General features: G+C 45.9%; 8 protein-coding genes. 6 read left to right on the top strand and 2 right to left on the bottom strand.

Going from position 1 to position 23648, the window contains the following annotated elements:
- The first annotated feature begins 29 nt into the window (after nt 1-29).
- Nucleotides 30-2432 (top strand): endopeptidase La, encoded by a 2403-nt coding sequence (gene lon / locus AC5ZC7_RS04230; RefSeq protein WP_496161961.1) that lies wholly within the window; start codon nt 30-32, stop codon nt 2430-2432.
- Nucleotides 2433-2689: 257 nt separating this feature from the next.
- On the opposite strand, the gene AC5ZC7_RS04235 is transcribed toward lon, so the two are convergent.
- On the bottom strand, nt 2690-3421 hold the full coding sequence (locus AC5ZC7_RS04235) for a pyridoxine 5'-phosphate synthase (RefSeq protein WP_496161960.1): 732 nt from the start codon (nt 3419-3421) through the stop codon (nt 2690-2692).
- Nucleotides 3422-3439: 18 nt separating this feature from the next.
- Here AC5ZC7_RS04235 and AC5ZC7_RS04240 point away from each other — a divergent pair, with 18 nt between their 5' ends.
- Nucleotides 3440-3571: a hypothetical protein gene (locus AC5ZC7_RS04240; protein WP_496161959.1), complete on the top strand. Its 132-nt coding sequence runs from the start codon at nt 3440-3442 to the stop codon at nt 3569-3571.
- Nucleotides 3572-3602: 31 nt separating this feature from the next.
- On the opposite strand, the gene ahcY is transcribed toward AC5ZC7_RS04240, so the two are convergent.
- A complete protein-coding gene (gene ahcY / locus AC5ZC7_RS04245) occupies nt 3603-4931 on the bottom strand; it encodes an adenosylhomocysteinase (protein WP_496161958.1) in 1329 nt (442 codons plus the stop codon).
- Between the two features lie 497 nt (nt 4932-5428).
- Between ahcY and AC5ZC7_RS04250 the strand changes: the two genes are divergently transcribed.
- The 4 genes from AC5ZC7_RS04250 to AC5ZC7_RS04265 are packed head-to-tail and all read left to right on the top strand — an operon-like array spanning nt 5429 to nt 23563.
- Complete coding sequence (locus AC5ZC7_RS04250) at nt 5429-17896, top strand: Calx-beta domain-containing protein (RefSeq protein WP_511911387.1); 12468 nt, start codon at nt 5429-5431, stop codon at nt 17894-17896.
- A 56-nt stretch (nt 17897-17952) separates the two neighbouring features.
- Entirely contained in the window at nt 17953-18867 is a 915-nt protein-coding gene (locus tag AC5ZC7_RS04255; RefSeq protein WP_496162475.1) for a PorP/SprF family type IX secretion system membrane protein, read from the top strand.
- Nucleotides 18868-18889: 22 nt separating this feature from the next.
- Nucleotides 18890-21037, top strand: coding sequence for an OmpA family protein (locus AC5ZC7_RS04260; protein WP_496162477.1), 2148 nt, complete (start codon nt 18890-18892; stop codon nt 21035-21037).
- Nucleotides 21038-21079: 42 nt separating this feature from the next.
- Nucleotides 21080-23563, top strand: a complete 2484-nt coding sequence (locus AC5ZC7_RS04265; protein WP_496162478.1) for a Calx-beta domain-containing protein — start codon at nt 21080-21082, stop codon at nt 23561-23563.
- Nucleotides 23564-23648: the final 85 nt, after the last annotated feature.

Genomic DNA, 23648 nt, shown 5'->3' on the forward strand with positions numbered 1-23648 from the left:
ATGTCCTCATGAGGCTTTAAATATCTCAGATGAACAGATTTTATTTAGGAAATTCGGAAGATGAAATGGAGTTCATGCCTATTATCCCTTTGAATGAAGATGGGGAAGGACAGGAGGATGAAAAGATTCCCGATGAACTGGCATTATTACCATTAAGAAATACGGTATTATTTCCGGGTGTTGTACTGCCAATTACGGTAGGCCGGGATAAATCAATAAAAGCGGTTAATGACGCCTACAAAACCGATAAATCAATTGGTGTAGTGGCGCAGAAAGACAGTACCATAGAAGATCCGGCAGTAACAGACCTGAGTGATGTAGGTACAGTGGCGCGTATTGTTAAGCTCATTAAAATGCCCGATGGTGGCACCACCATTATTATCCAGGGCCGCAAGCGCTTTAAAATAGATGAAATTGTATCAGAAGATCCTTACTTCAAGGCCAAAATCAGTGTTTTGCAGGATGAAGCTGCAGAAGACGACTCTGAATTTGAAGCCTATATTTCTTCTATTAAGGACCTGGCCGCACAGATTATTCAGCTGTCGCCTAACCTGCCCTCAGAAGCCAGCATTATCCTGAAGAATATCGAAAATCCCTCTTTCCTGGTGCATTTCGTATCTTCTAACCTTAATTCTGACCTGAAAGACAAACAGCAATTACTGGAAATTAACAACCTGCGCACCCGTGCAGAATTGTTGATGAAGCTGTTGCAAACAGAATTACAGCTGGCAGAGCTTAAAAATAAGATTACCAACAAAACCAAGGCAGACCTGGATAAGCAGCAGCGGGATTATTTCCTGCAGCAGCAGATGAAGTCTATCAAGGAAGAATTGGGAGGTGACGCCAACGACCGGGAGCTGAAAGAAATGAAGCGCAAGGCAGAAGAAAAGAAATGGCCTGCTGCCGCTGCGGAAGCTTTTGCCAAAGGCATTGAGAAACTGGAGCGTATGCATCCCAGCACGCCCGACTACAGCGTGGTATATAATCACCTGGACCTCTTACTGGACTTGCCATGGGGCGAATACACCACTGATAGCTACGACCTGAAAAAGGCGAAGAAAATACTGGACCATGACCATTACGGCATGGAAAGAATCAAGGAACGTATACTGGAATACCTGGCCGTTTTAAAACTGAAAGGAGATATGAAATCTCCGATCCTGTGTTTTGTAGGCCCTCCGGGTATTGGTAAAACCTCCCTGGGGCGCTCTATTGCCAATGCAGTAGGACGTAAATATGTACGTTTAAGCCTGGGTGGTTTGCATGATGAAAGTGAAATCCGCGGACATCGTAAAACCTATATCGGCGCTATGCCAGGCAGGGTGGTACAGTCTATCCGTAAAACCAAGTCATCCAACCCGGTGATGATCCTGGATGAAATTGACAAAATCGGTAATGATATGCGTGGCGATCCTAGTTCTGCCTTACTGGAAGTACTGGATCCTGAACAGAATAGCACTTTCTACGATAATTACCTGGAACTGGAATATGACCTGAGCAAAGTATTGTTCATTGCTACCGCCAATAACATCAATTCTATTCATCCTGCGCTGCGCGACAGGCTGGAGATCATTGATCTGAGTGGTTATTCTATCGAAGAAAAGGTAGAAATCGCGAAAAGGCACCTGTTGCCCAAGCAACAGGAAGCACATGGTTTGGCAACTACGAAAATAAAGATTGGAAACCCTGTTATTGAGCAATTGATATCAGATTATACCCGTGAGAGTGGGGTGCGTGAGCTGGACAGGCAATTTGCTGCCATCATGCGTAACCTGGCCAAACAGGTAGCCATGGAAGAAGAATTACCAACGGCTTTAACCGGGGAAGATCTGCAGCGTATACTGGGTAAACCCCGTTATTCGAATGAGATGTATAAGGTGGGTAATCCTCCGGGAGTAGCGGTAGGACTGGGCTGGACTTATGTTGGAGGCGATATCCTGTTTATAGAAAGTAGTTTGAGTGAAGGGAAAGGAGACCTGAAACTGACTGGTAACCTGGGTAATGTGATGAAAGAGTCGGCTGTCACCGCATTGAGCTACCTGCATTCTCATGCAGCAGAGCTGAAGCTGGATCCGAAGTTATTCACCACGAAAAGTGTACATCTGCATATTCCGGAAGGAGCTGTACCAAAGGATGGCCCCAGCGCGGGTATCACGATGATGACAGCGCTGGCTTCCATTTTTTCAGGGCGTAAAGTAAAGTCTTACCTGGCAATGACGGGGGAAATTACTTTGCGTGGGCAGGTATTACCAGTAGGTGGTATCAAGGAAAAAATACTGGCGGCCAAAAGGGCAGGTATTAAGGAAATTATTCTGTGCTGGCAAAATGAGAAAGACATTAAGGACATCAATCCTGCTTATATAAAAGGAATGAAGTTCCATTATGTACGTGAAATGAACCAAGTGCTGGATATTGCGTTATTAAAGAAGTAAGTACACGTAACATTGCCATCAGTCATGGTGGCGATTTATATACTGTTCATAACGGTTTTGTTGTGACCCCGCTATGAACTTCATGTTGATTGTTTTAAGGGTTATAAAGCCATTCCTTGATCGGGAATGGCTTTATTATTGAGCAGAAAGCGCAAAGCAGAAAGCATAAAGCTATTAGAGCGAATGATCAAAGCGTATGATATCCGCCAAGGTCATTCGCTCTAATAGCTTTATGCTTTCTGCTTTGCGCTTTCTGCTTAATCTACCAACTGGCGTTTATACAGTTGTATGGTATTTTCCAGGCCGAAATAAAGGGCGTCTGCCACCAGTGCGTGTCCGATAGATACTTCTTTTAGTTGCGGGATATGCAGTTTGAAGAAGCGGAGGTTATCGAGATTGAGGTCATGACCGGCGTTCAGGTCGAGGCCAATAGCAGTGGCTTCTTTCGCTGTATTTTTATAGTCGTTGAACAATTGCAGATTTTGCGGTTGTGTCCGTGCGTTCGTATATTCTTCTGCGTAGGGACCGGTATATAATTCGATGCGGTCTGCTCCGGCGGTTTTAGCGCCTTCTACTTTGGTGACATCAGCATTCAGAAAAATGGATACCCGTATGCCTGCTTTTTTGAGGGTGGAGATCACATCTTTCAGTTGCGACTGGTAAGCGATGGTATCCCAGCCGGTGTTAGAAGTAATGGCATTGGGAGGATCGGGTACCAGTGTGCATTGGTCGGGTTTAACGGCCAGTACGAGGTCCATAAAGTCCTGTGAGGGATATCCTTCGATATTGAATTCTGTGGTCACTAATGGTTTCAGGTCTCTAACATCCTGATAGCGGATATGACGTTCATCGGGGCGTGGGTGGACGGTGATACCATCGGCACCGAAGCGTTCGCAATCCTGTGCCACTTTCAAAATATCCGGTAGGTTGCCTCCCCGTGCATTTCGCAGGGTAGCAAACTTGTTGATGTTTACACTCAGCTTTGTCATGATGCAAAAATACTTCTTATGGAAGAAAGCACAAAGCAGAAAGCCGAAAGCAAAAAGCCATTGACGGGGATGATTACTGCGAAAAAGAACAGAGCGAATAATCAAAACGCAGACGTTTCAATTATTCGCTCTAATCAATTGCTTAAATAGCTTTTTGCTTTCAGCTTTATGCCGTCAGCTATTAGTATCTGTAGTAGTCTGGTTTGAATGGTCCAGCTACCGGAATGCCGAGGTATTCGGATTGGGAAGTAGTGAGGACATCCAGTTCTACGCCAACTTTTTTCAGGTGTAAGCGTGCTACTTTTTCATCGAGGTGTTTAGGCAGTACGTATACTTTGTTTTCGTAGTTTTCTGAGTGCAGCCACAGTTCCAGCTGAGCCAGTACCTGGTTGGTGAAGGAGTTACTCATTACGAAAGAAGGGTGGCCGGTAGCGCAACCCAGGTTTACCAGGCGGCCTTCAGCGAGCAGGATGATATCTTTACCATCGATGGTATATTTATCTACCTGTGGTTTGATTTCTACTTTGGTATTGCCGTAGTTTTTATTTAACCAGGCTACATCAATTTCGATATCGAAGTGACCGATATTGGAAACGATGCATTTATCTTTCATGAGTTTGAAGTGTTCACCGGTGATGATATCGCGGCAACCGGTAGTGGTTACGATGATATCAGCTTCTTTTACCGCGTCGTTCATTTTCTTTACTTCATAACCTTCCATAGCAGCCTGTAAAGCGCAGATCGGGTCAATTTCAGTAACGATTACGCGGGCGCCGGCACCTCTCAGTGATTCAGCAGAACCTTTACCTACGTCACCAAAACCAGCAACAACAGCTACTTTACCAGCGATCATTACATCGGTAGCACGACGGATCGCATCTACGCAGGATTCGCGGCAGCCGTATTTGTTATCAAATTTGGATTTGGTAACAGAGTCGTTGATGTTGATAGCAGGCATTGGTAAGGTACCTGCTTTCATACGCTCGTATAAGCGGTGAACGCCGGTAGTGGTTTCTTCACTTAATCCTTTGATGTGCTGGATAAGTTCAGGGTATTTGTCGAATACCATGTTGGTGAGGTCGCCACCATCGTCCAGGATCATGTTCAGTGGACGGTCAGGGCTGCCGAAGAACAGGGTTTGTTCAATGCACCAATCGAAATCGGCCTCATTTAAGCCTTTCCAGGCAAATACAGGGATACCTGCAGCGGCAATAGCAGCAGCAGCATGGTCCTGTGTAGAGAATATATTACAGGAGCTCCAGCGTACTTCCGCACCCAGGTGAACCAATGTTTCAATTAATACAGCGGTTTGGATAGTCATGTGCAGGCAACCGGCAACGCGCGCGCCTTGCAATGGTTTGGTGTTACCATATTCTTCCCTCAATGACATCAGACCGGGCATTTCTGCTTCTGCCAGTTCGATCTCCTTACGACCCCAGGCTGCCAGGGACATATCTTTTACCTTGTATTCGAGGCTAAAATCAATATTGGACTTTGCAATTGTTGACATGCTGAATTATTTTTTGCAAATCTAGGGTTATTTTAACTTTTAACATAATGATACTGTGCTCCTATCGCAGGCAGGGGTCTAAAATTTTGTTAATCACCCGGCAATTACCCCTGCAACTCCAAAATCAATAAATTATTTTGATTTAATATAAATAATATTATAGATTTGCTAATTAAAATATATGATTTTATATTTAATTGTTTGGAAATGTGCGACAGGTGGAAGGGTATAAAATAATTATCGAAATCATCAAAATGCCATAAATACGTCTCAGGCACCCCCTCCACCATCAGAAAGAGACATTATATATAATTGCCGGTAGCTGGTTTTTCAGTTTCATCAGAAGATAGAAAGAAACATTATTGGTGCTACCGGGAGAGCCAATTTAGAGATTCACATATAGGGTTTTACAAAGGACTGTTTTACGCATTTTTGACTAAAAATCTATATGTATAAATAGAAATTTACACGCTTATATGTTACTCCTTTCCCATCCTATGAAATTGATTAAGCAAGGTATGCCCTCTCGTATCTACACATTGCTGTTAAGGGCCATCTACCTGATCATCGCGTTTTTTAGTATAAGCATTGGTGTAAATGCACAAACTTTTCCTGTGGTGATAAATGCCAGTGGAGGTAACACCGCTACCGATGGATTAAGAATTTCCATCAATAGCGACGGAAGCTACGCGATATTCAGGAAAGGGAAAACGGAAACAGCCAGAGATATCAACACAAGCTACCTGGGAATCAAGACACATATCTCCTTTACAGCGGACTACCCGATTATTGTTGGAGATACAATGTCGGTTAAGTACACTGCCATCTCTCCTCTCATGGGTAGCGGTACTGCCACCGACCCATACCAGGTAAGTATGATTGGTATGCTAAACAATGTGGATCCATCCACTGGTGATGTTTATCCTACCACGGTCATTATGACCATCACCTATGTAGCACCCAATGGGTATTACACGCTTGACTATACTGTTTATAACACCAATTCCTATTTTTGGCCGAATCTTTACGTACACGAATTTGCCACGCTGCAGGATAACAGCTATGTTGTTCCCAATCCTGACAATAACACCATGCAATATGGTTATTATTCAGGGAGCTCCTCTAACCCCGCAGTAATAGGACTTACCAGGAGTAGTGACGTGCACGGTACTACCGCTACCCCGGGGCCATTGATCCACACTTATCATGCATATACCACCTTTACTTCCTTTTCAGTAGGTAACGCCAATGCCCGGATGACCCGCAGCAATGAATTATTGAATAATGCGATGTCCACCTTAGATGTAAAAGACGGCGTAAGGAAAGGGATGGCTGCGCACATGAACCTGGGAGAGAAAACTGATCCGAATAGTGCAATGGGGACCCGAATGGCCATTGCTTATGGCGATAATTCAACAGCACCCCCTATTACACTGAATGGTACGCCTGTGAGTACGGGTAGTACCCCTATCACCGTAACATTTGAAAGAGCAGATACTTCCGGCCTGGAAGGTGCAGCGGGTGATGTACATGCTCCATATAACCTCCGTCTTAAGGTAACCAATGGAGGCGTGGTGAAAGTCCCCATTTATGTAAAGATAAATTTGCTGCCGGCTACTCCTGGTGATCCCCGCGCGGCAGTGCAGGGCACTGACTTTACTTTCCAGGGAGGGTATATGATTCCCGCAAAGAGCTATGCTACAGGGGAGTTTATAGAGCTGAAGAATATTAATATAATTGGAAACAATAAGCTGGAGTATGGCCGCCATTTTACACTGCAACTGGAACAGGTACCGGAAAACCAGTTGTTACTCATTGAAACTAACCCCTCCCAAAGTATTTCTACCTGTACTTACACGATTAAGGATGATGAGCCTAAAAATATCGCACTAACCGCTCCGGCAAAAATTAAGGAAGGTTTTATTGATAGCGTGCGCGTAGCTTTGCCTCCCGGCGTACTTGCTTCAGAAAGAACATTAGTAAACCTGTCTGTTCAAAGTGGTACCGAAGCCTTGGCGGGTACTGATTTCACTTATAACGCTACCGGTTATATTGAAATAAACGCCAACGGGGTAAATATCCCGGTAAGAGCCACCCTTGACAGTATCATTGAAAAAGACGAGCTCATTAAGCTGAAGGCAGATGCGGTTGTAATGGGAGAAGCACAAACTGCCTCACAATCGCTGATCCTGCTGGATTCTACCCGGTTGAACCCATCTCTCACTATCGTCTCCATTAAATCTGATCCACCGGCCTCCCTGAAAGAGCCATATAATGGACAGTTGACATTTACCTTGCCTCCGCATGTTACTACCGACTTACCCATAGGCATTAAAATAAATAAACTGGGAACTTCTACGGCCACTAATAATGCAGATTATCAGTTACCGGATACCGCAGTAATTATCTCCCATGATACTACAGCTGTATTCAAGATTATAGATGATAGTAAAATTGAAGGAACAGAACAGTTGAACCTTTCCCTTGGGCTAACAGAAAGTACTGCCAATACAGCGTTAACCAGTGCGCCTGTAACGCTGGACCTCCTGGATGCGCAGTTGCCAATGACCGCGCCGGTGATTTTACATATTTCTGCGAACAGCGCCAATGAAGGAACTTCACCTTATGTATGGGCAGAGTTGCCCGGTGGTCTTTCCACCCAGATTCCTATCAAAGTGAAATTTAAAACAGGCGGTTCTTCTACTGCTTTGCCCGGCACCTATACTTTTGCAAAAGACTCGGTAACTATTCTGCCTAATCGTACGCTTTCTGACACCGTTTTTATTACCAATACAGCGAATACTGTTTTTGATGATACCCGCGACCTGGTGCTGGTAGGAAATTCTCCTGATAATGGCATCCTGGTAAAAGACAGTGTGAAAGTGACAATTGTGGATATGACCGATCCTTCAAAGAAAGTGCTGACGCTGACCGCCGATAGCCTGGCGCTGAAAGAAGGAGATAGTACAACATTCAAAATGTCGCTGCCAGCTGGTTACCGTTCTTCCAAACCATTGACGATTGCGTTGACTACCAACGCAACAGGTACCGAAGCAGCTACTACAGATTTCAAATACCTGCAGACATCTATCACTTTCCCGAAAGATACCGCTGTATTTACTACCACCGCACCAGTCATCAAAGCCCTGGCCGACCAGATTATAGAAAAAGACGAGCAACTAAATATATCCGGTACTGTTAGTGGTGCTACCGGTTACACCGTGCTGGATGCGCAATTGAAAATTAATGATGCCACCCGTAGAGATGGCACTAAAACAGTGATCACCTTTACGCCACCCGCAGCGGCCATGACAGAAAATAGTACTCAACAGATTGGCTTTGCCCTGCCTGCTGGTGTGACTACCGAAATACCGATTAAAGTATCGCTGCCTGCAACCGGTACAGCTACCCGTAATACGGATTACAACTTGCCGACCGATACCAGCTTCACCACACCAGTTGCTACAATTGAATTAAAAGTAGCAGGTGATATCCTGGTGGAAGATGATGAAGCTATTCACATCACCCCAACCATCAGTGACCTTTATAATACTACGTATACCTTCAGTCCTGCCACATTTGACTTGACCATTAAGGATGCGCAATATCCATTCCCTGCCGGTGACTCCCTTATACTGAGCAGTGTACCGGATAGCGTGATCGAAGGACAAAGTGCTGTCATCACCGCCACCTTCCCTCACGGCTGGAAAGCGGGTAAAGCCTGGACCGTGAATCTGACAAAAGATGTGGTGAAGTCAACTGTTGGCAACGACCGCTACACCAGCTTCCCGGGTAGCATTACTATTCCGGTGAATGGTACTAACGGTACTGCTACTATTCAGACGTTAGCTAACAATGTATTCAGCGATGAAGGCCCCCTGTTTATAGATGGTAATAAAGGTGATGTTAAGATGCCGGCCAGCAGCACCCGTCTTTATATAAAAGATGGTACTGATCCTGCTCAGAAGAAACTGACCATCACCTCAGACAGCCTGGCATTACCGGAAGGTAAGACCACTACTTTCACCATGCGATTGCCAGCCGGTTACCATTCTGCTAAACCGCTGACCATTGCATTGACTACCAAAGTAGCTGGTACAGAAGCAGCTACCACCGATTATCAATACCTGCAATCTACCATTACATTCCCGCAGGATACCTCGGTGTTTACCACTGTTGCACCGGTCATCAAAGCAGTAGCTGATCAGATCATAGAGAAAGATGAACAACTGAATATCTCCGCTGCCGTTACTAACTCTCCGGGCTATACGTTACCAGATGTACAGCTGAAGATCAATGACGCTACCCGCAGAGATGCTACTAAAACGATCATTACGTTTACGCCACCAGCAGCAGGTATGCCGGAAAACACGCTCCAACAAATTGGCTTTGCCCTGCCCGCAGGTGTGACTACTGAAATACCGATTAAAGTATCCTTGCCAGTAGCAACCGGAACGGCTATCCGTAATACCGATTACAGTTTGCCAACCGATACCAGCTTCACTACTGTACCAGCATCGATTGAAGTGAAAGTAGCGGGTGATATCCTGGTGGAAGATGTGGAAGATATCCACATCACGCCAACAATCAGCGACCTTTATAATACTACCTATACCTTCAATCCTGCCACACTTGATCTGACAATTAAAGATGCGCAGTATCCATTCCCTGCCGGTGACTCCCTTATACTGAGCAGTGTACCGGACAGCGTGACTGAAGGACAAAGTGCAGTCATCACCGCTACCTTCCCTCATGGTTGGAAAGCTGGTAAAGCCTGGACGGTGAACCTGACAAAAGATGTGGTGAAGTCCACTATTGGCAACGATCGCTACAACAGCTTCCCGGGTACTATTACTATTCCGGTGAATGGTACTAACGGCACCGCCACTATTCAAACAGTTACCAACAAAGTATTTAGTGATGAAGGCCCCCTGTTTATAGATGGCAACAAAGGAGATGTTAAGATGCCAGCCAGCAGCACCAGCCTTTATATAAAAGACGGTACTGACCCTGCACAGAAAATACTGACTATCGTATCAGACAGCTCTGCATTGACAGAAGGCAACAGCACCCGTTTCAAAATGACGCTGCCAACCGGTTACCATTCTGCCAAACCACTGACCATTGCGCTGACTACCAAAGTAGCTGGTACAGAAGCAGCTACCACCGATTATCAATACCTGCAATCTACCATTACGTTCCCGCAAGATACCTCGGTGTTTGTCACTGTTGCACCGGTCATCAAAGCAGTAGCTGATCAGATTATAGAGAAAGATGAACAACTGAATATCTCCGCTGCCGTTACTAACTCTCCGGGCTATACGTTACCAGATGTGCAGCTGAAGATCAATGACGCTACCCGCAGAGATGCTACTAAAACGATCATTACGTTTACGCCACCAGCAGCAGGTATGCCGGAAAACACGGCCCAACAAATTGGCTTTGCTCTGCCCGCAGGTGTGACTACTGAAATACCGATTAAAGTATCCTTGCCAGCAGCAACCGGAACGGCTATCCGTAATACCGATTACAGTTTGCCAACCGATACCAGCTTCACTACTGTACCAGCATCGATTGAAGTGAAAGTAGCGGGTGATATCCTGGTGGAAGATGTAGAAGATATCCACATCACGCCAACAATCAGTGACCTTTATAATACTACCTATACCTTCAATCCTGCCACACTTGATCTGACGATTAAAGATGCGCAGTATCCATTCCCTGCCGGTGACTCCCTTATACTGAGCAGTGTACCGGATAGCGTGATCGAAGGACAAAGTGCAGTCATCACCGCTACCTTCCCTCATGGTTGGAAAGCGGGTAAAGCCTGGACGGTGAACCTGACAAAAGATGTGGTGAAGTCCACTATTGGCAACGATCGCTACAACAGCTTCCCGGGTACTATTACTATTCCGGTGAATGGTACTAACGGCACCGCCACTATTCAAACAGTTACCAACAAAGTATTTAGTGATGAAGGCCCCCTGTTTATAGATGGCAACAAAGGAGATGTTAAGATGCCAGCCAGCAGCACCAGCCTTTATATAAAAGACGGTACTGACCCTGCACAGAAAATACTGACCATCGTATCAGACAGCTCCGCATTGACAGAAGGCAACAGCACCCGTTTCAAAATGACGCTGCCAGCCGGTTACCATTCTGCCAAACCGCTGAACATTGCGCTGACTACCAAAGCCGCCGGAACAGAGGCCGCTACCACCGATTATCAATACCTGCAATCTACCATTACGTTCCCGCAGGATACCTCGGTGTTTGTCACTGTTGCACCGGTCATCAAAGCAGTAGCTGATCAGATCATAGAGAAAGATGAACAACTGAATATCTCCGCTGCCGTTACTAACTCTCCGGGCTATACGTTACCAGATGTACAGCTGAAAATCAATGACGCTACCCGCAGAGATGCTACTAAAACGATTATTACGTTTACGCCACCAGCAGCAGGTATGCCGGAAAACACGCCCCAACAAATTGGCTTTGCCCTGCCCGCAGGTGTGACTACTGAAATACCGATTAAAGTATCCTTGCCAGCAGCAACCGGAACGGCTATCCGTAATACCGATTACAGTTTGCCAACCGATACCAGCTTCACTACTGTACCAGCATCGATTGAAGTGAAAGTAGCGGGTGATATCCTGGTGGAAGATGTAGAAGATATCCACATCACGCCAACGATCAGTGACCTTTATAATACGGTTTATACCTTCAATCCTGCCACACTTGATCTGACGATCAAAGATGCGCAGTATCCATTCCCTGCCGGTGACTCCCTTATACTGAGCAGTGTACCGGACAGCGTGACTGAAGGACAAAGTGCAGTAATTACCGCTACCTTCCCTCACGGCTGGAAAGCCGGTAAAGCCTGGACCGTGAACCTGACAAAAGATGTGGTGAAGTCCACTATTGGCAACGATCGCTACAACAGCTTCCCGGGTACTATTACTATTCCGGTGAATGGTACTAACGGCACCGCCACTATTCAAACAGTTACCAACAAAGTATTTAGTGATGAAGGCCCCCTGTTTATAGATGGCAACAAAGGAAATGTTAAGATGCCAGCCAGCAGCACCAGCCTTTACATAAAAGACGGTACCGATCCTGCACAGAAAATACTGACTATCGTATCAGACAGCTCCGCATTGACAGAAGGCAACAGCACCCGTTTCAAAATGACGCTGCCAGCCGGTTACCATTCTGCCAAACCGCTGAACATTGCGCTGACTACCAAAGCCGCCGGTACCGAAGCAGCTGCCACCGATTATCAATACCTGCAATCTACCATTACGTTCCCGCAGGATACCTCGGTGTTTGTCACTGTTGCACCGGTCATCAAAGCAGTAGCTGACCAGATCATAGAGAAAGATGAACAACTGAATATCTCCGCTGCCGTTACTAACTCTCCGGGCTATACGTTACCAGATGTACAGCTGAAGATCAATGACGCTACCCGCAGAGATGCTACTAAAACGATCATTACGTTTACGCCACCAACAGCAGGTATGCCGGAAAACACGCCCCAACAAATTGGCTTTGCCCTGCCCGCAGGTGTGACTACTGAAATACCGATTAAAGTATCCTTGCCAGCAGCAACCGGTACGGCTATCCGTAATACCGATTACAGTTTGCCAACCGATACCAGCTTCACTACTGTACCAGCATCGATTGAAGTGAAAGTAGCGGGTGATATCCTGGTGGAAGATGTAGAAGATATCCACATCACGCCAACGATCAGTGACCTTTATAATACTACCTATACCTTTAACCCTGCCACACTTGATCTGACGATCAAAGATGCGCAGTATCCATTCCCTGCCGGTGACTCCCTTATACTGAGCAGTGTACCGGACAGCGTGACTGAAGGACAAAGTGCAGTCGTCACCGCTACCTTCCCTCATGGTTGGAAAGCTGGTAAAGCCTGGACGGTGAACCTGACAAAAGATGTGGTGAAGTCCACTATTGGCAACGACCGCTACAACAGCTTCCCATCCGGCATTATCATCCCGGTGAATGGCACTAACGGTACTACTACCATTCAAACAGTTACCAACAAAGTATTTAGTGATGAAGGTCCCCTGTTTATAGATGGCAACAAAGGAGATGTTAAGATGCCGGCCAGCAGCACCCGTCTTTACATAAAAGATGGTACTGATCCTGCACAGAAAATACTGACCATCGTATCAGACAGCTCCGCATTGACAGAAGGCAACAGCACCCGTTTCAAAATGACGCTGCCAACCGGTTACCATTCTGCCAAACCGCTGAACATTGCGCTGACTACCAAAGTAGCCGGAACAGAAGCAGCTACCACCGATTATCAATACCTGCAATCTACCATTACGTTCCCGCAGGATACCTCGGTGTTTGTCACTGTTGCACCGGTCATCAAAGCAGTAACTGACCAGATCATAGAGAAAGATGAACAACTGAATATCTCCGCTGCCGTTACTAACTCTCCGGGCTATACGTTGCCAGATGTGCAGCTGAAGATCAATGACGCTACCCGCAGAGATGCTACTAAAACGATCATTACGTTTACGCCACCAGCAGCAGGTATGCCGGAAAACACGCTCCAACAAATTGGCTTTGCCCTGCCCGTAGGTGTGACTACTGAAATACCGATTAAAGTATCCTTGCCAGTAGCAACCGGTACGGCTATCCGTAATACCGATTACAGCCTGCCTACGGATACCTCCTTCACCACTGCTTCAGCATCAATTGAAGTGAAAGTAGCCGGTGATATCCTGGTGGAAGATGTAGAAGATATCCACATCACGCCAACGATCAGTGACCTTTATAATACGGTTTATACCTTCAATCCTGCCACACTTGATCTGACGATCAAAGATGCGCAGTATCCGTTTGCCCCGGGAGACGCTGTTTTACTGAGCAGCGCACCGGATAGCATTAACGAAGGACAGAGCTCCGTGATTACCGCTACCTTCCCGCATGGTTGGAAAGCTGGTAAAGCCTGGACCATCAATCTGGCCAAAAACGCGGCGTTGTCTACGGTGGCTGATAGCCGTCACAGCAGCATCCCTGCTACTATCACCATTGCCAATAACGCAGCCTCCGGTACTACTCCTGCTATTACTACCAGTACCAACGCTATATTGGATGATGAAGGTGCGATTGTAGTGGATGGTAATAATGGTAATGTAAATATGCCTGCTACCCGCACCGCTATTTACATTAAAGACCTCACCCAACTTCAGCCAGGTGCACGAACCATAACACTCACGCCAGACGCGACCCTGGTTCCGGAAGGCAATAGAGTAATGGTGCATGTATCTGTACCCTATGCATCTACTAAAGATGTAATTATTCACCTGGCCGTGGATAATGCGTTGACAAAGGCTAAGAACGTAGACGACTATACGATGTCTGCTACTTCATTTGTATTGCCGCATGGCACCACTTCAGCAGATTTTGAACTGCTGAAAACTGTAGCAGATAAAGTACTGGAGAATAATGAAGCATTGGTAGTGAATGCTACTGCAACTAACGGCTATACGGTGAATAACCTGCCACTGCAAATCCAGGATCTCACCCGTACCAATCCGGCTAACCTGCAGTTGAGTGTGAATATCTTCAAATCACCGCTGGTAGAAGGCGATAACGGTACAGTGACCATTAGCCTGCCCGCTGGCGTGACTACTGCTATTCCTATCCACATACAACTGCCACAAACAGGTGGTACTGCAGAAGCCGGCCTGGATTATACCCTCGCCACGGCGCTCACCATAGACAGCAGTAGTGTAGTGACTGGCTTGACCATTAAGAAAGATAACTTCACAGAAGGTCCGGAAACAATTACCCTTTCCCCAACTGCCGGAGATGGTATCAGTACTTACAGCATAACCATACCCACCCTGACTATCCAGGACGATCCAACGCAGTATCCGTTACCAGGTCCTGTTGTGATACATACCACTGCTGCGGCTATCGATGAAGGCGGAACAAAAGGAGCTCAGCTGAGTGTGCAGTTACCGGCCAATTTACAGGCAGGCAAAGACATCATTGTACATATCAATAAGGATAATACCCTGAGTACGGCGATCAATGCAGATCATAATGCCCTGCCATCTCCTTACGATATCATTATTAAAAAAGGACAAAACACCGGTACCCATCTTTTTGCGCTGAAAGCAGTGAAAGATATGATCCTGGAAGATGATGAAACCGTGGTGTTCACCGGTAATATTACTGATCCGGTGTTCAGTGCAGCAGTTGTAAAAGATACCGTTGTTACCATTAACGACAGAACCCATGATGATCCGGCTACCGGGCTTATACACCTCACGGCAGTTACTACAGGTACGCATGTACTGGAGGGTAATAACTATACCATGAATGTGGCGTTGGCGCCGGGAGTAACTTCTGGTAAGCCTATCAACGTAACATTAAATATCGGTGCACGGTCCGTGGCTACTGCCGGAGACATCGACAACCTGCCTGTTAGCGTGACTATCCCGGCTGGGCAGCCAGGTGTGAACTTTACCTTCCAGGCCAAAACGGATTTCATCCTCGAAAAGCCGGAACTGTTGTGGATTAAAGCAACACCACAGTACACGGGTATGAAAGGAGATTCATTGTCGGTGACCATTGATGATGCTACCCGACTGAATCCGGATAACCTGAAGATGGAAGTACGTATCGACTCTTCCCTGGTACATGAAGGCAACGCCAGCAATGTAACCGTTGGGTTTGTGAATAGTCAGATTACTTCTTCTGAAGATGTGGTGATCAATATTGCGAGGAATATCAACGCTACGGCAGATGACGCAGACTACAGCGGGGTACCGGCACAGGTAACCCTGACAGCAGGAGAACATAATAAAGTATATCAATTAAAGATTACCGACGACCAGGTACTGGAAGGTGATGAGCAACTGCAATTCACTGCCCAGTTGGGTACAGCAGGTTATACCCTTGTACAACCAGGTACTGTACTCATTCCTGAAACAGGTGATATGCGTGTGGTGCTGCAGAAAGATAAAGACGCATCAGAGCCTGCTACGAACGGTGCTTACCTGGTGAAACTGCCGGGTAATTTAACGGCTGCCGCCGATGTGAAAGTTGTATTCTTTGTCGGCAGCCTTGCAGGTACTACCAATATTTCGCCTATACAAACCTCCGCTGTGATACCAGCCGGCCGGAACAGTATATCCGTTCCCGTTGCCGTGATTGATAATAAAGTGATTGAGGGAGATGAAACGGTGAAAGTATCCCTGATGCTGGCACAGATGAAACGCTTTAGCAGAAACCTGCCACTGGATGTAGATGACCGCGATTCCGTTAGCCTGAACGTACATGATGATGACGCGGATGCTGTGGGGCGTGAAATGACTATCCTGAAAACGGCAGATGCTTCTGAACCAGCTACCGCAGGATCTTTCCGGGTACAATTTACAGATACCCAGTTATCAGCTGCCAAAGATGTGACTGTAAACTACACTGTGTCTGGTAGCGCGATAGCAGATACCCGTTACCGCAAACTCAGTGGTACAGTGGTGATCCCTGCCGGTCAACATGGTGCTGATATTGCCGTTACACCAATTGACAATGATATTGTAGAGGGAGATGAAGATGTTGTAACGCAATTAAACACCGTCAGCAGCAGCATTCCGGGTGTAACCTGGCCGTTGTCTGCCAACGCATCGGCTACTGTGATCATTCATGACAATGATACCCTGATAGTGGAAATAGCCGCGAAAGCTGCCAGCGTAGCAGAAGGTACAGCGGTACAGTTCACGCTTAGCTCTCCATCGTCTGCGGCACATGATATTCCCATCAGGATACGGGTGAACCAGGATGCGGCCCGGACGTTCACTGCCGGTGAAGGTACCGTGAATGGAAACGTAGTGACCATTACGATGCCGGCCCACGTGAAGCAGCATACCTTTACCCTCACTACCGCTGATAACGATATCAACGACGATGATGGTTATCTGAAAACAACGGTATTGCCATTCCTGAACGGAGGTAGCAGCACGCTGGTATACAAACCAGGTGATAACGATACCGCCAGGGTAACTATCACAGACAATGATCCGCTGACCCTGTCTTTTGCCGCTGATAAATTCAGCGTGAAAGAAGGTAACCTGGGAGAAAATACACCACTGCGGTTTAACGTACAGCTGAGCAGACAAAGCTCCCGTAAGATTACCGTTAACTACGACTTTGAAGCATCTACTGATGGCGTATCTTATCCTTACATGGATTTCAAAGCTACGCCGGGTGTTGATTTCGATAACACGATTAAACAAGCGGTATTTGCGCCACTGCAAACCATCGGACAGATTACCGTGAATATCAAGGGTGATACAACGTTTGAACAAAACGAAACATTCATCGTGAAGTTATCTTCCGTATCAGTACCATCCGGACAAAATACACCGCTTATCGGTGATCCGGCCAAGGCGACGGGTGTTATCCTGAATGACGACGCGATGTGCAAAACCTGTGATACAGACGGCGACGGATTAACCGACGGACAGGAAGATATCAATGGTAATGGTGATCCATTTGATGATGATACGGATGGCGATGGTATTCCAAACTTCCTGGATCTGGATTCTGATGGTGATGGTGTACCTGATGCTGTAGAGAAGTTTACTACGGATGGTCGTGTGATTAACAGCAATAGTGGTAAAATCCGTGTACATCCTGCTATTTCACCAAACAATGATGGTTTGGGTAATGATGTGATGTATATCGAAAACATTGAAAAGTATCCGAATAATGAAGTGGTAATATTTAATCGCTGGGGCGGCACCATCTTTAAACTGAAGAACTACGACAATAAGTCCAACAACTTCAGGGGACGTGCCAATGCAGGTGGTAGTGTAGGTAATGATGTACCGGATGGTTCTTACTTCTACAATATTGAAGTAATGATAGATGGTAAGAAAGAGCGTTACACTGGCTTTATCGTGATTAAACGTTAACGCATACATGAATTTATTAGTAAGATGAGTTTAATAAAATATTTAAGCTGATACCTATGAAAGAGCGTCTTATGCAAGCTTTAGGGGTTGTTGTTCTATGCTGCTGTTGTGGTCTGAAAGCGACCGCACAACAGGAACCGTTGTATTCGCAGTACATGTTCAATGGTATGATTATAAACCCGGCCTATCCTTCGATGGACGAGTCGTCCAGTCTTACTGCCGTTGGTCGTAACCAGTGGGTGGGTGTAGACGGAGCGCCTAAAACGGCTACCGCATCTTTTTATACGCCTATTAAAGCTACCAATACCAGTTTTGGTGTGTCGCTGATGAATGAAAAAATCACGGTGAATTCGCAAACGGCGGTCAATTTTAACGTGTCCCAACGGGTAAAACTCAACGAAAAAATCTACCTCGCTATGGGGATCAAGGGCGGGATGTCGCAGTTCCGGGAGGATAACAGCTCCCTGTCTACTACGGATCCTGTTTTTGCGCATAACCAGAGCTATTGGAAAACAGATATCGGGTTTGGTTTTATGTTGTTCACAGACCGGTTCTTTATTGGGTTATCATCGCCTACTTTCAAAAGCTTCGATTTAGGTAATAGTGTGAATAAGGTGAAAGTAGAATCGCATTACTACCTGCAAACGGGCTACCTGATTAATATCAACGACGATGTGAAGTTTAAGCCAAACGTGTTATTACGGCAGGTAAAAGGCGCCGGCTTCCAATACGATCTGAATGCAAATATCCTGTTGAGAAACGTGGTATGGCTGGGGGCTTCCTGGCGTTCAGAGAAAACGGTGACGGGGTTGGTACAGGTACAGATTACCAAGAATCTGCAGATAGGGTATTCCTATGATACCCCTATGCAATCGAATCTGAAGGGCGCACAAACCGTGTCGCATGAGTTAATGGTGAACTACCGGTTTGCATGGTCTAAATGGAAAGTGGTAGCGCCGCGTTATTTCTAATTATATTAAAATCAAGAATAGTATGCGAAAAATTAGTTTCTCTTCGCTTATACTTTTTCTGAGCATTGTTTCCCTGTTTGTTTCCTGCAGTTTTGTAAAGGATCACGTACAAATAGGTGGCTTGGGGAGTAAGGCCAAGGTAAAACGCGCAGAGCGTTTGTATAAGAGACAGGAATATGATCATGCCATCTCGTTGTGCAATGATGTGATTAATAATGGTGCTACGGAAGACGTGCTGCGCCAGGCAAAATTGCAATTGGCAAGAACCTATTTTGAAACCAGGCAGTTTGAAAAAACGATTAGTCTTTATGATGAATTGTTGTACAAGCCGGAAAAAGACATCCAGGTTACAGATGTCACCAATTATATAGACCTGCTGAAACGCACCGGAAGGGTAGTCAAAGCCCAGGAAATAAGTGCGGTATATGCCAATAACTATAAGAGTAACGCCCGCTTTGCCAATTTACAGGCTTCACTGGTAAACTATTACAGTTTCTTTAACCGCGACTCCATGGAGAATATCCGGGTAGACAGCTTACGGTTAAACCTGCCGGGTTATCAATACGGACTTGCCTTGTACCAGAGCAACATTGTTTTTCTTTCCAATGATTTTAAGAAGAAGGAACAGCAAACTTTCTATACCAACTCCAAATTATACCAGGTTTCTGAAGATGGGGTTGAGCCCTTTAATAACAGCCTGCGGGGTGTATTACAGGTGGGACCGGCTTCCTTTTTTGATAACGGGCAGAAGGTAATTTATACTTCCAACCGGTTCACGGATGTGAAAAACGATAAAAACTCTTATATCAATTATAATAATGGTACCCAGTTGCTGTCGGCTGTTTATCAACCGGAGCATGATATGTGGAGTAAGCCGGTACCAGTGAGGCTGGGAAAAAACATGGAATCTTATTCTTTCCTGCATCCCTCTGTTGCAGCTAATGGTAAACGTTTGTACTTTGCATCCGATATGCCTGGCGGTCAGGGCGGTACGGATATTTACTATGCCGACTGGGACAAGGAAGCGAAGCGGTGGAAAACACCTGTGAATATGGGTCCTGGGGTAAATACCAATGGCAATGAGCTGTATCCTTTTGTGGTGGGCGATAAGTTATTCTTTTCTTCCAACGGCCTTCGCGGCTTTGGCGGATTGGATATATTTATGATCAATATTAAAAAACCAGAAGAAGGTACTGTACATTTGCCGTATCCTGTGAATACCCAGTTCGATGATCTGAACCCGGTATTAGACGAAAATAAACTGCTGTTATATTTTACATCAGATCGTTCGGGAGCGCATGACAATGATCATATTTATGTATTAAACCTGAAGAAAAATCCTTTGAAACAGCTGGATTTGCCTTATCCCGGTAAGCCAGTAAAAGAAGACGATAAAGTGCCTTATACCACGAATCAGACAGATAGCCGCCAACAGCTAACTTTAGTAGGTAGTAAACAGTATGACAACCTTCCTGTGGAACAAACAGTGAAGGCGCCTGCTGTGGCGCCAACCGTAGCTACAGTAGCCGTGGCCGTTACCCCGGATCGCAACGTGGTAGATTATTCCGAAAAAATCATAGATAGCTCACCAGAGAACATCCCCTGGCAAACGACCAACGCAGGCAGCACTACGCCGGCGTACACATCTTCCAATACCACTACTACCCAAACCATACAAACCAGCCAGGCCGCTTATAGCAGCCCGGAAGTGGTAAGCTGGCACCAGCCTGCAAGCGTACCTGCTGCGTATAAGGGTAGCAGTTATGCACTGGGGAAAGATAGTGCCTTAAAGACGCTGGAAGGACTTTGGAAAGTGCCGGGCTTCATTTATTACGATCTGAATTCTTATGTACCACAAGACCAGGAATGGCGGAAGCTGGATTCCATTTTCCGCATCTGGAAAGCCAATCCACACCGGGTAATCCTGGTGAACGGCCATACAGATATCATTGGTACAGAAAGATACAACCTCTCCCTGTCGAAGAACCGGGCGGTATACATACAGGAATGTTTGCTGAGCAGGGGAGTAGATGCAGATAAAATAAGAATCAACTACTTCGGCTCTACACGGCCGGTGTGGATAGCAAAGCAATATAGTCTGGATAATGACAGAGACATCTTCATTCAGCTACAGGGGGTGAACCGGAGATGTGAGATCAGGATTCAATAAAATGTTTATCGGTTATTTTTTGCGTATATCAAACTAACACAAATGAACAAAATTTCTTCACTAATGCTTTTACTGGCGGTAGGCACACAAGCCTTCGCACAGGAAATGCCTGTTGTGTTTAACAAGAGCTTTAGTGCTCCCAAAAACCAGTATAAGAAGCTGGCGATTGCGGAAAACAATGCTATTGTTGCTATCGGCGGCGGAACAGATAATGGTTGTATTACCAAATTATCTGCAACAGGAAACCTTATTTATAATGCCAAATTGAATAAAGGTGGCCTGGTAGCTTACCAGGACCTGCTTTTATTACCTAAAAATGAATTGGTGGCAGTGGGTGGCGGTACCATTGCTTACGGTAATGCACGTATTACCAAACTTTCGGCTACCGGTGAAGTTATCTTCGACAAGAGCATAGGCAACGGTCAGGGTGGTTATTTCACTAAAATAATTACGGATCGTCATGGTAATTATATCACCGTTGGGGTAGATGGTAGCAAACCCGCCCAGGCACGTATCACTAAGATGAGTGCCGACGGTAAAATTGAATTTGATAAAGGCTTTGGTACACACAACGTTTTTACCAATGTACTGATTGATGAAGATGAAAATATCGTTGCTGTAGGTGGCGACGTAGGTGATGGACAGGGTAAAGCATACATGGTAAAGGTAGATGGTAAAGGAGAAAAGCAATTTGAGCTTTCCTTTGGTAAGCCAGGCGCCGTTTTTGAAAAAATGTTATTACTGGAAGATGGCGCTGTACTGGCCATGGGCGGCGGCGCTTATGGCACCGGCAATGCCAGCCGTATCGCTAAAGTGAATGCAGAAGGCCAGGTAGTATTCGACAAAGAGTACAGCACGGTAGACGGTAAATTCAATGCCATCAAAGTAAATGACCTCGGTCAGATCTTTGCCTGTGCTGAAGAAAAAGATAAAGGCCGCATCGTAAAGCTGCGCCCGGATGGCACTGAGCTGTTTAACAAAGAAACCGATGCCGCTTTATACGCCCTGGAAGTAGGGAAAAATGGTAAAGTAGTAGCTGCCGGCGGTAACGTTAGCACTAACACCGGTAAAATTGTAAAACTGTTGCCTGATGGTACCATGGTAGTAAATAAAAACATGGGCTCCGTTTTTCAACACCTGTTACTCACCGAAGACGACGAAATTTGCGTAGTGGCAAAAGATGGCTACCGCATGATTAAAGTAAGCCCTGATGGTGAAATGATGTTCGACAAACAACTGGGTAAATATGATGCTAAAACCAGTCTCGCTTCCCTGCTGATGAGCCCTTCCGGCGAAATCATTGCTGCCGGCGGCGGTGATGAAGATGGTAACCGTATCATTAAAATCAGCCACGGCGTATCTATCAATGATATCGCGGTTTCAGAACCACTGAACGGTTTATCTAACGCTACCCTCACCATTACTTTATCCGGATTTTTGAGAAGCAATGGTGTTCGTACACCCGTTAACGTACATTACAAAACTATCCCGCATAAAGGTAGCGCTGGTGCTGCCGACTTCGATGTAACAGAAGGAACCATTTCTTTTGTACCATCTGAATTTGCTGCTGGTGCTATTATCTCCAAAACCATCCAGATTCCGATTAAAAGCGATAACCTGCTGGAAGGAAAAGAAGCTTTCCATGTGGAAGTACTGGATGCATCAGACCTGTACCTGACTAAATCCAAAGGTGAAGTAACCATCCTGGATCAGCCGGCAATGGTGAAATTTATTGGTGGTAACAATGGCGCGGAACCTAATACGGACGTAGTATTTTCTGCCGGCTTATTTAAGAGAGATAACACCCCATTGGTAAATGCTACTTCCAAACCAGTGCGTTTAACGTATAAGTTTGGTAATGGTACCGCTTTACCGGGTGCCGACTTCGTAAGCAGCATTAAAGCGCCTTTTGTGATCGACAGCGGTGCTACTACTGCCAGCCTGAATGTAAAAATAAAAGACGATAACCGTTTTGAACTGGCGGAAACTGTAGTACTGGTATTGAGCGAAATTAAAGCGGAAAATGAAGCGGTAGTAGGTTACAACGGCGACGTTACCTCTATCTCTGCCTCCCAATACATACAGGACCAGGCAGCCTATATCACCCTGGTAAAACTGACAGATGCGAACGAATCTGCTACTGCTCCGGTGAGTATGTTTAAATGTATCCTCGTAAAAGCTGCTGACCAATCCGTACAAACCAACTGTACCGGCAGCGATATTAATATCTTCTTCGGCGTTGACTCTGCCAGCACCGCTGTTTACGGTAAGGACTATGTAATCATGAATGGCGACATGGTGAAGATTACCGGCGATTGTGCATTCAGTGAAACAGATATCCAGGTAGCCCTGGTAAACGACCGTGTTAAAGAAGCAGATGCTTTGGTAGCAGTGAAACTGCGTGACGCCACCGCAGCAGCGAATGCAGGGGTGCTGAAAATTTCCCCTGAGCTGAAACTCAATAAAGCCGTAGCGATCATCCACGATGATGATAACGATGAAGGCACCGTGCTGACAGCTAAATAATAACGGCTTGGATCAATAACCGATATACGCGCTTCAGGCACACCTACTTCCCGCATAGTTTACTATGCGGGAATTTTTTTGCGGT

It is taken from the genome of Chitinophaga sp. 9-1-y, assembly GCF_059511905.2.

Bases quoted from the DNA above. Each gene is read 5' to 3' on its own strand.
- ahcY (WP_496161958.1), bottom strand. From the start codon at position 4,931: ATGTCAACAATTGCAAAGTCCAATATTGATTTTAGCCTCGAATACAAG.
- AC5ZC7_RS04260 (WP_496162477.1), top strand. From the start codon at position 18,890: ATGCGAAAAATTAGTTTCTCTTCGCTTATACTTTTTCTGAGCATTGTT.
- AC5ZC7_RS04250 (WP_511911387.1), top strand. From the start codon at position 5,429: ATGAAATTGATTAAGCAAGGTATGCCCTCTCGTATCTACACATTGCTG.
- lon (WP_496161961.1), top strand. From the start codon at position 30: ATGAACAGATTTTATTTAGGAAATTCGGAAGATGAAATGGAGTTCATG.
- AC5ZC7_RS04235 (WP_496161960.1), bottom strand. From the start codon at position 3,421: ATGACAAAGCTGAGTGTAAACATCAACAAGTTTGCTACCCTGCGAAAT.
- AC5ZC7_RS04255 (WP_496162475.1), top strand. From the start codon at position 17,953: ATGAAAGAGCGTCTTATGCAAGCTTTAGGGGTTGTTGTTCTATGCTGC.
- AC5ZC7_RS04240 (WP_496161959.1), top strand. From the start codon at position 3,440: ATGGAAGAAAGCACAAAGCAGAAAGCCGAAAGCAAAAAGCCATTGACG.
- AC5ZC7_RS04265 (WP_496162478.1), top strand. From the start codon at position 21,080: ATGAACAAAATTTCTTCACTAATGCTTTTACTGGCGGTAGGCACACAA.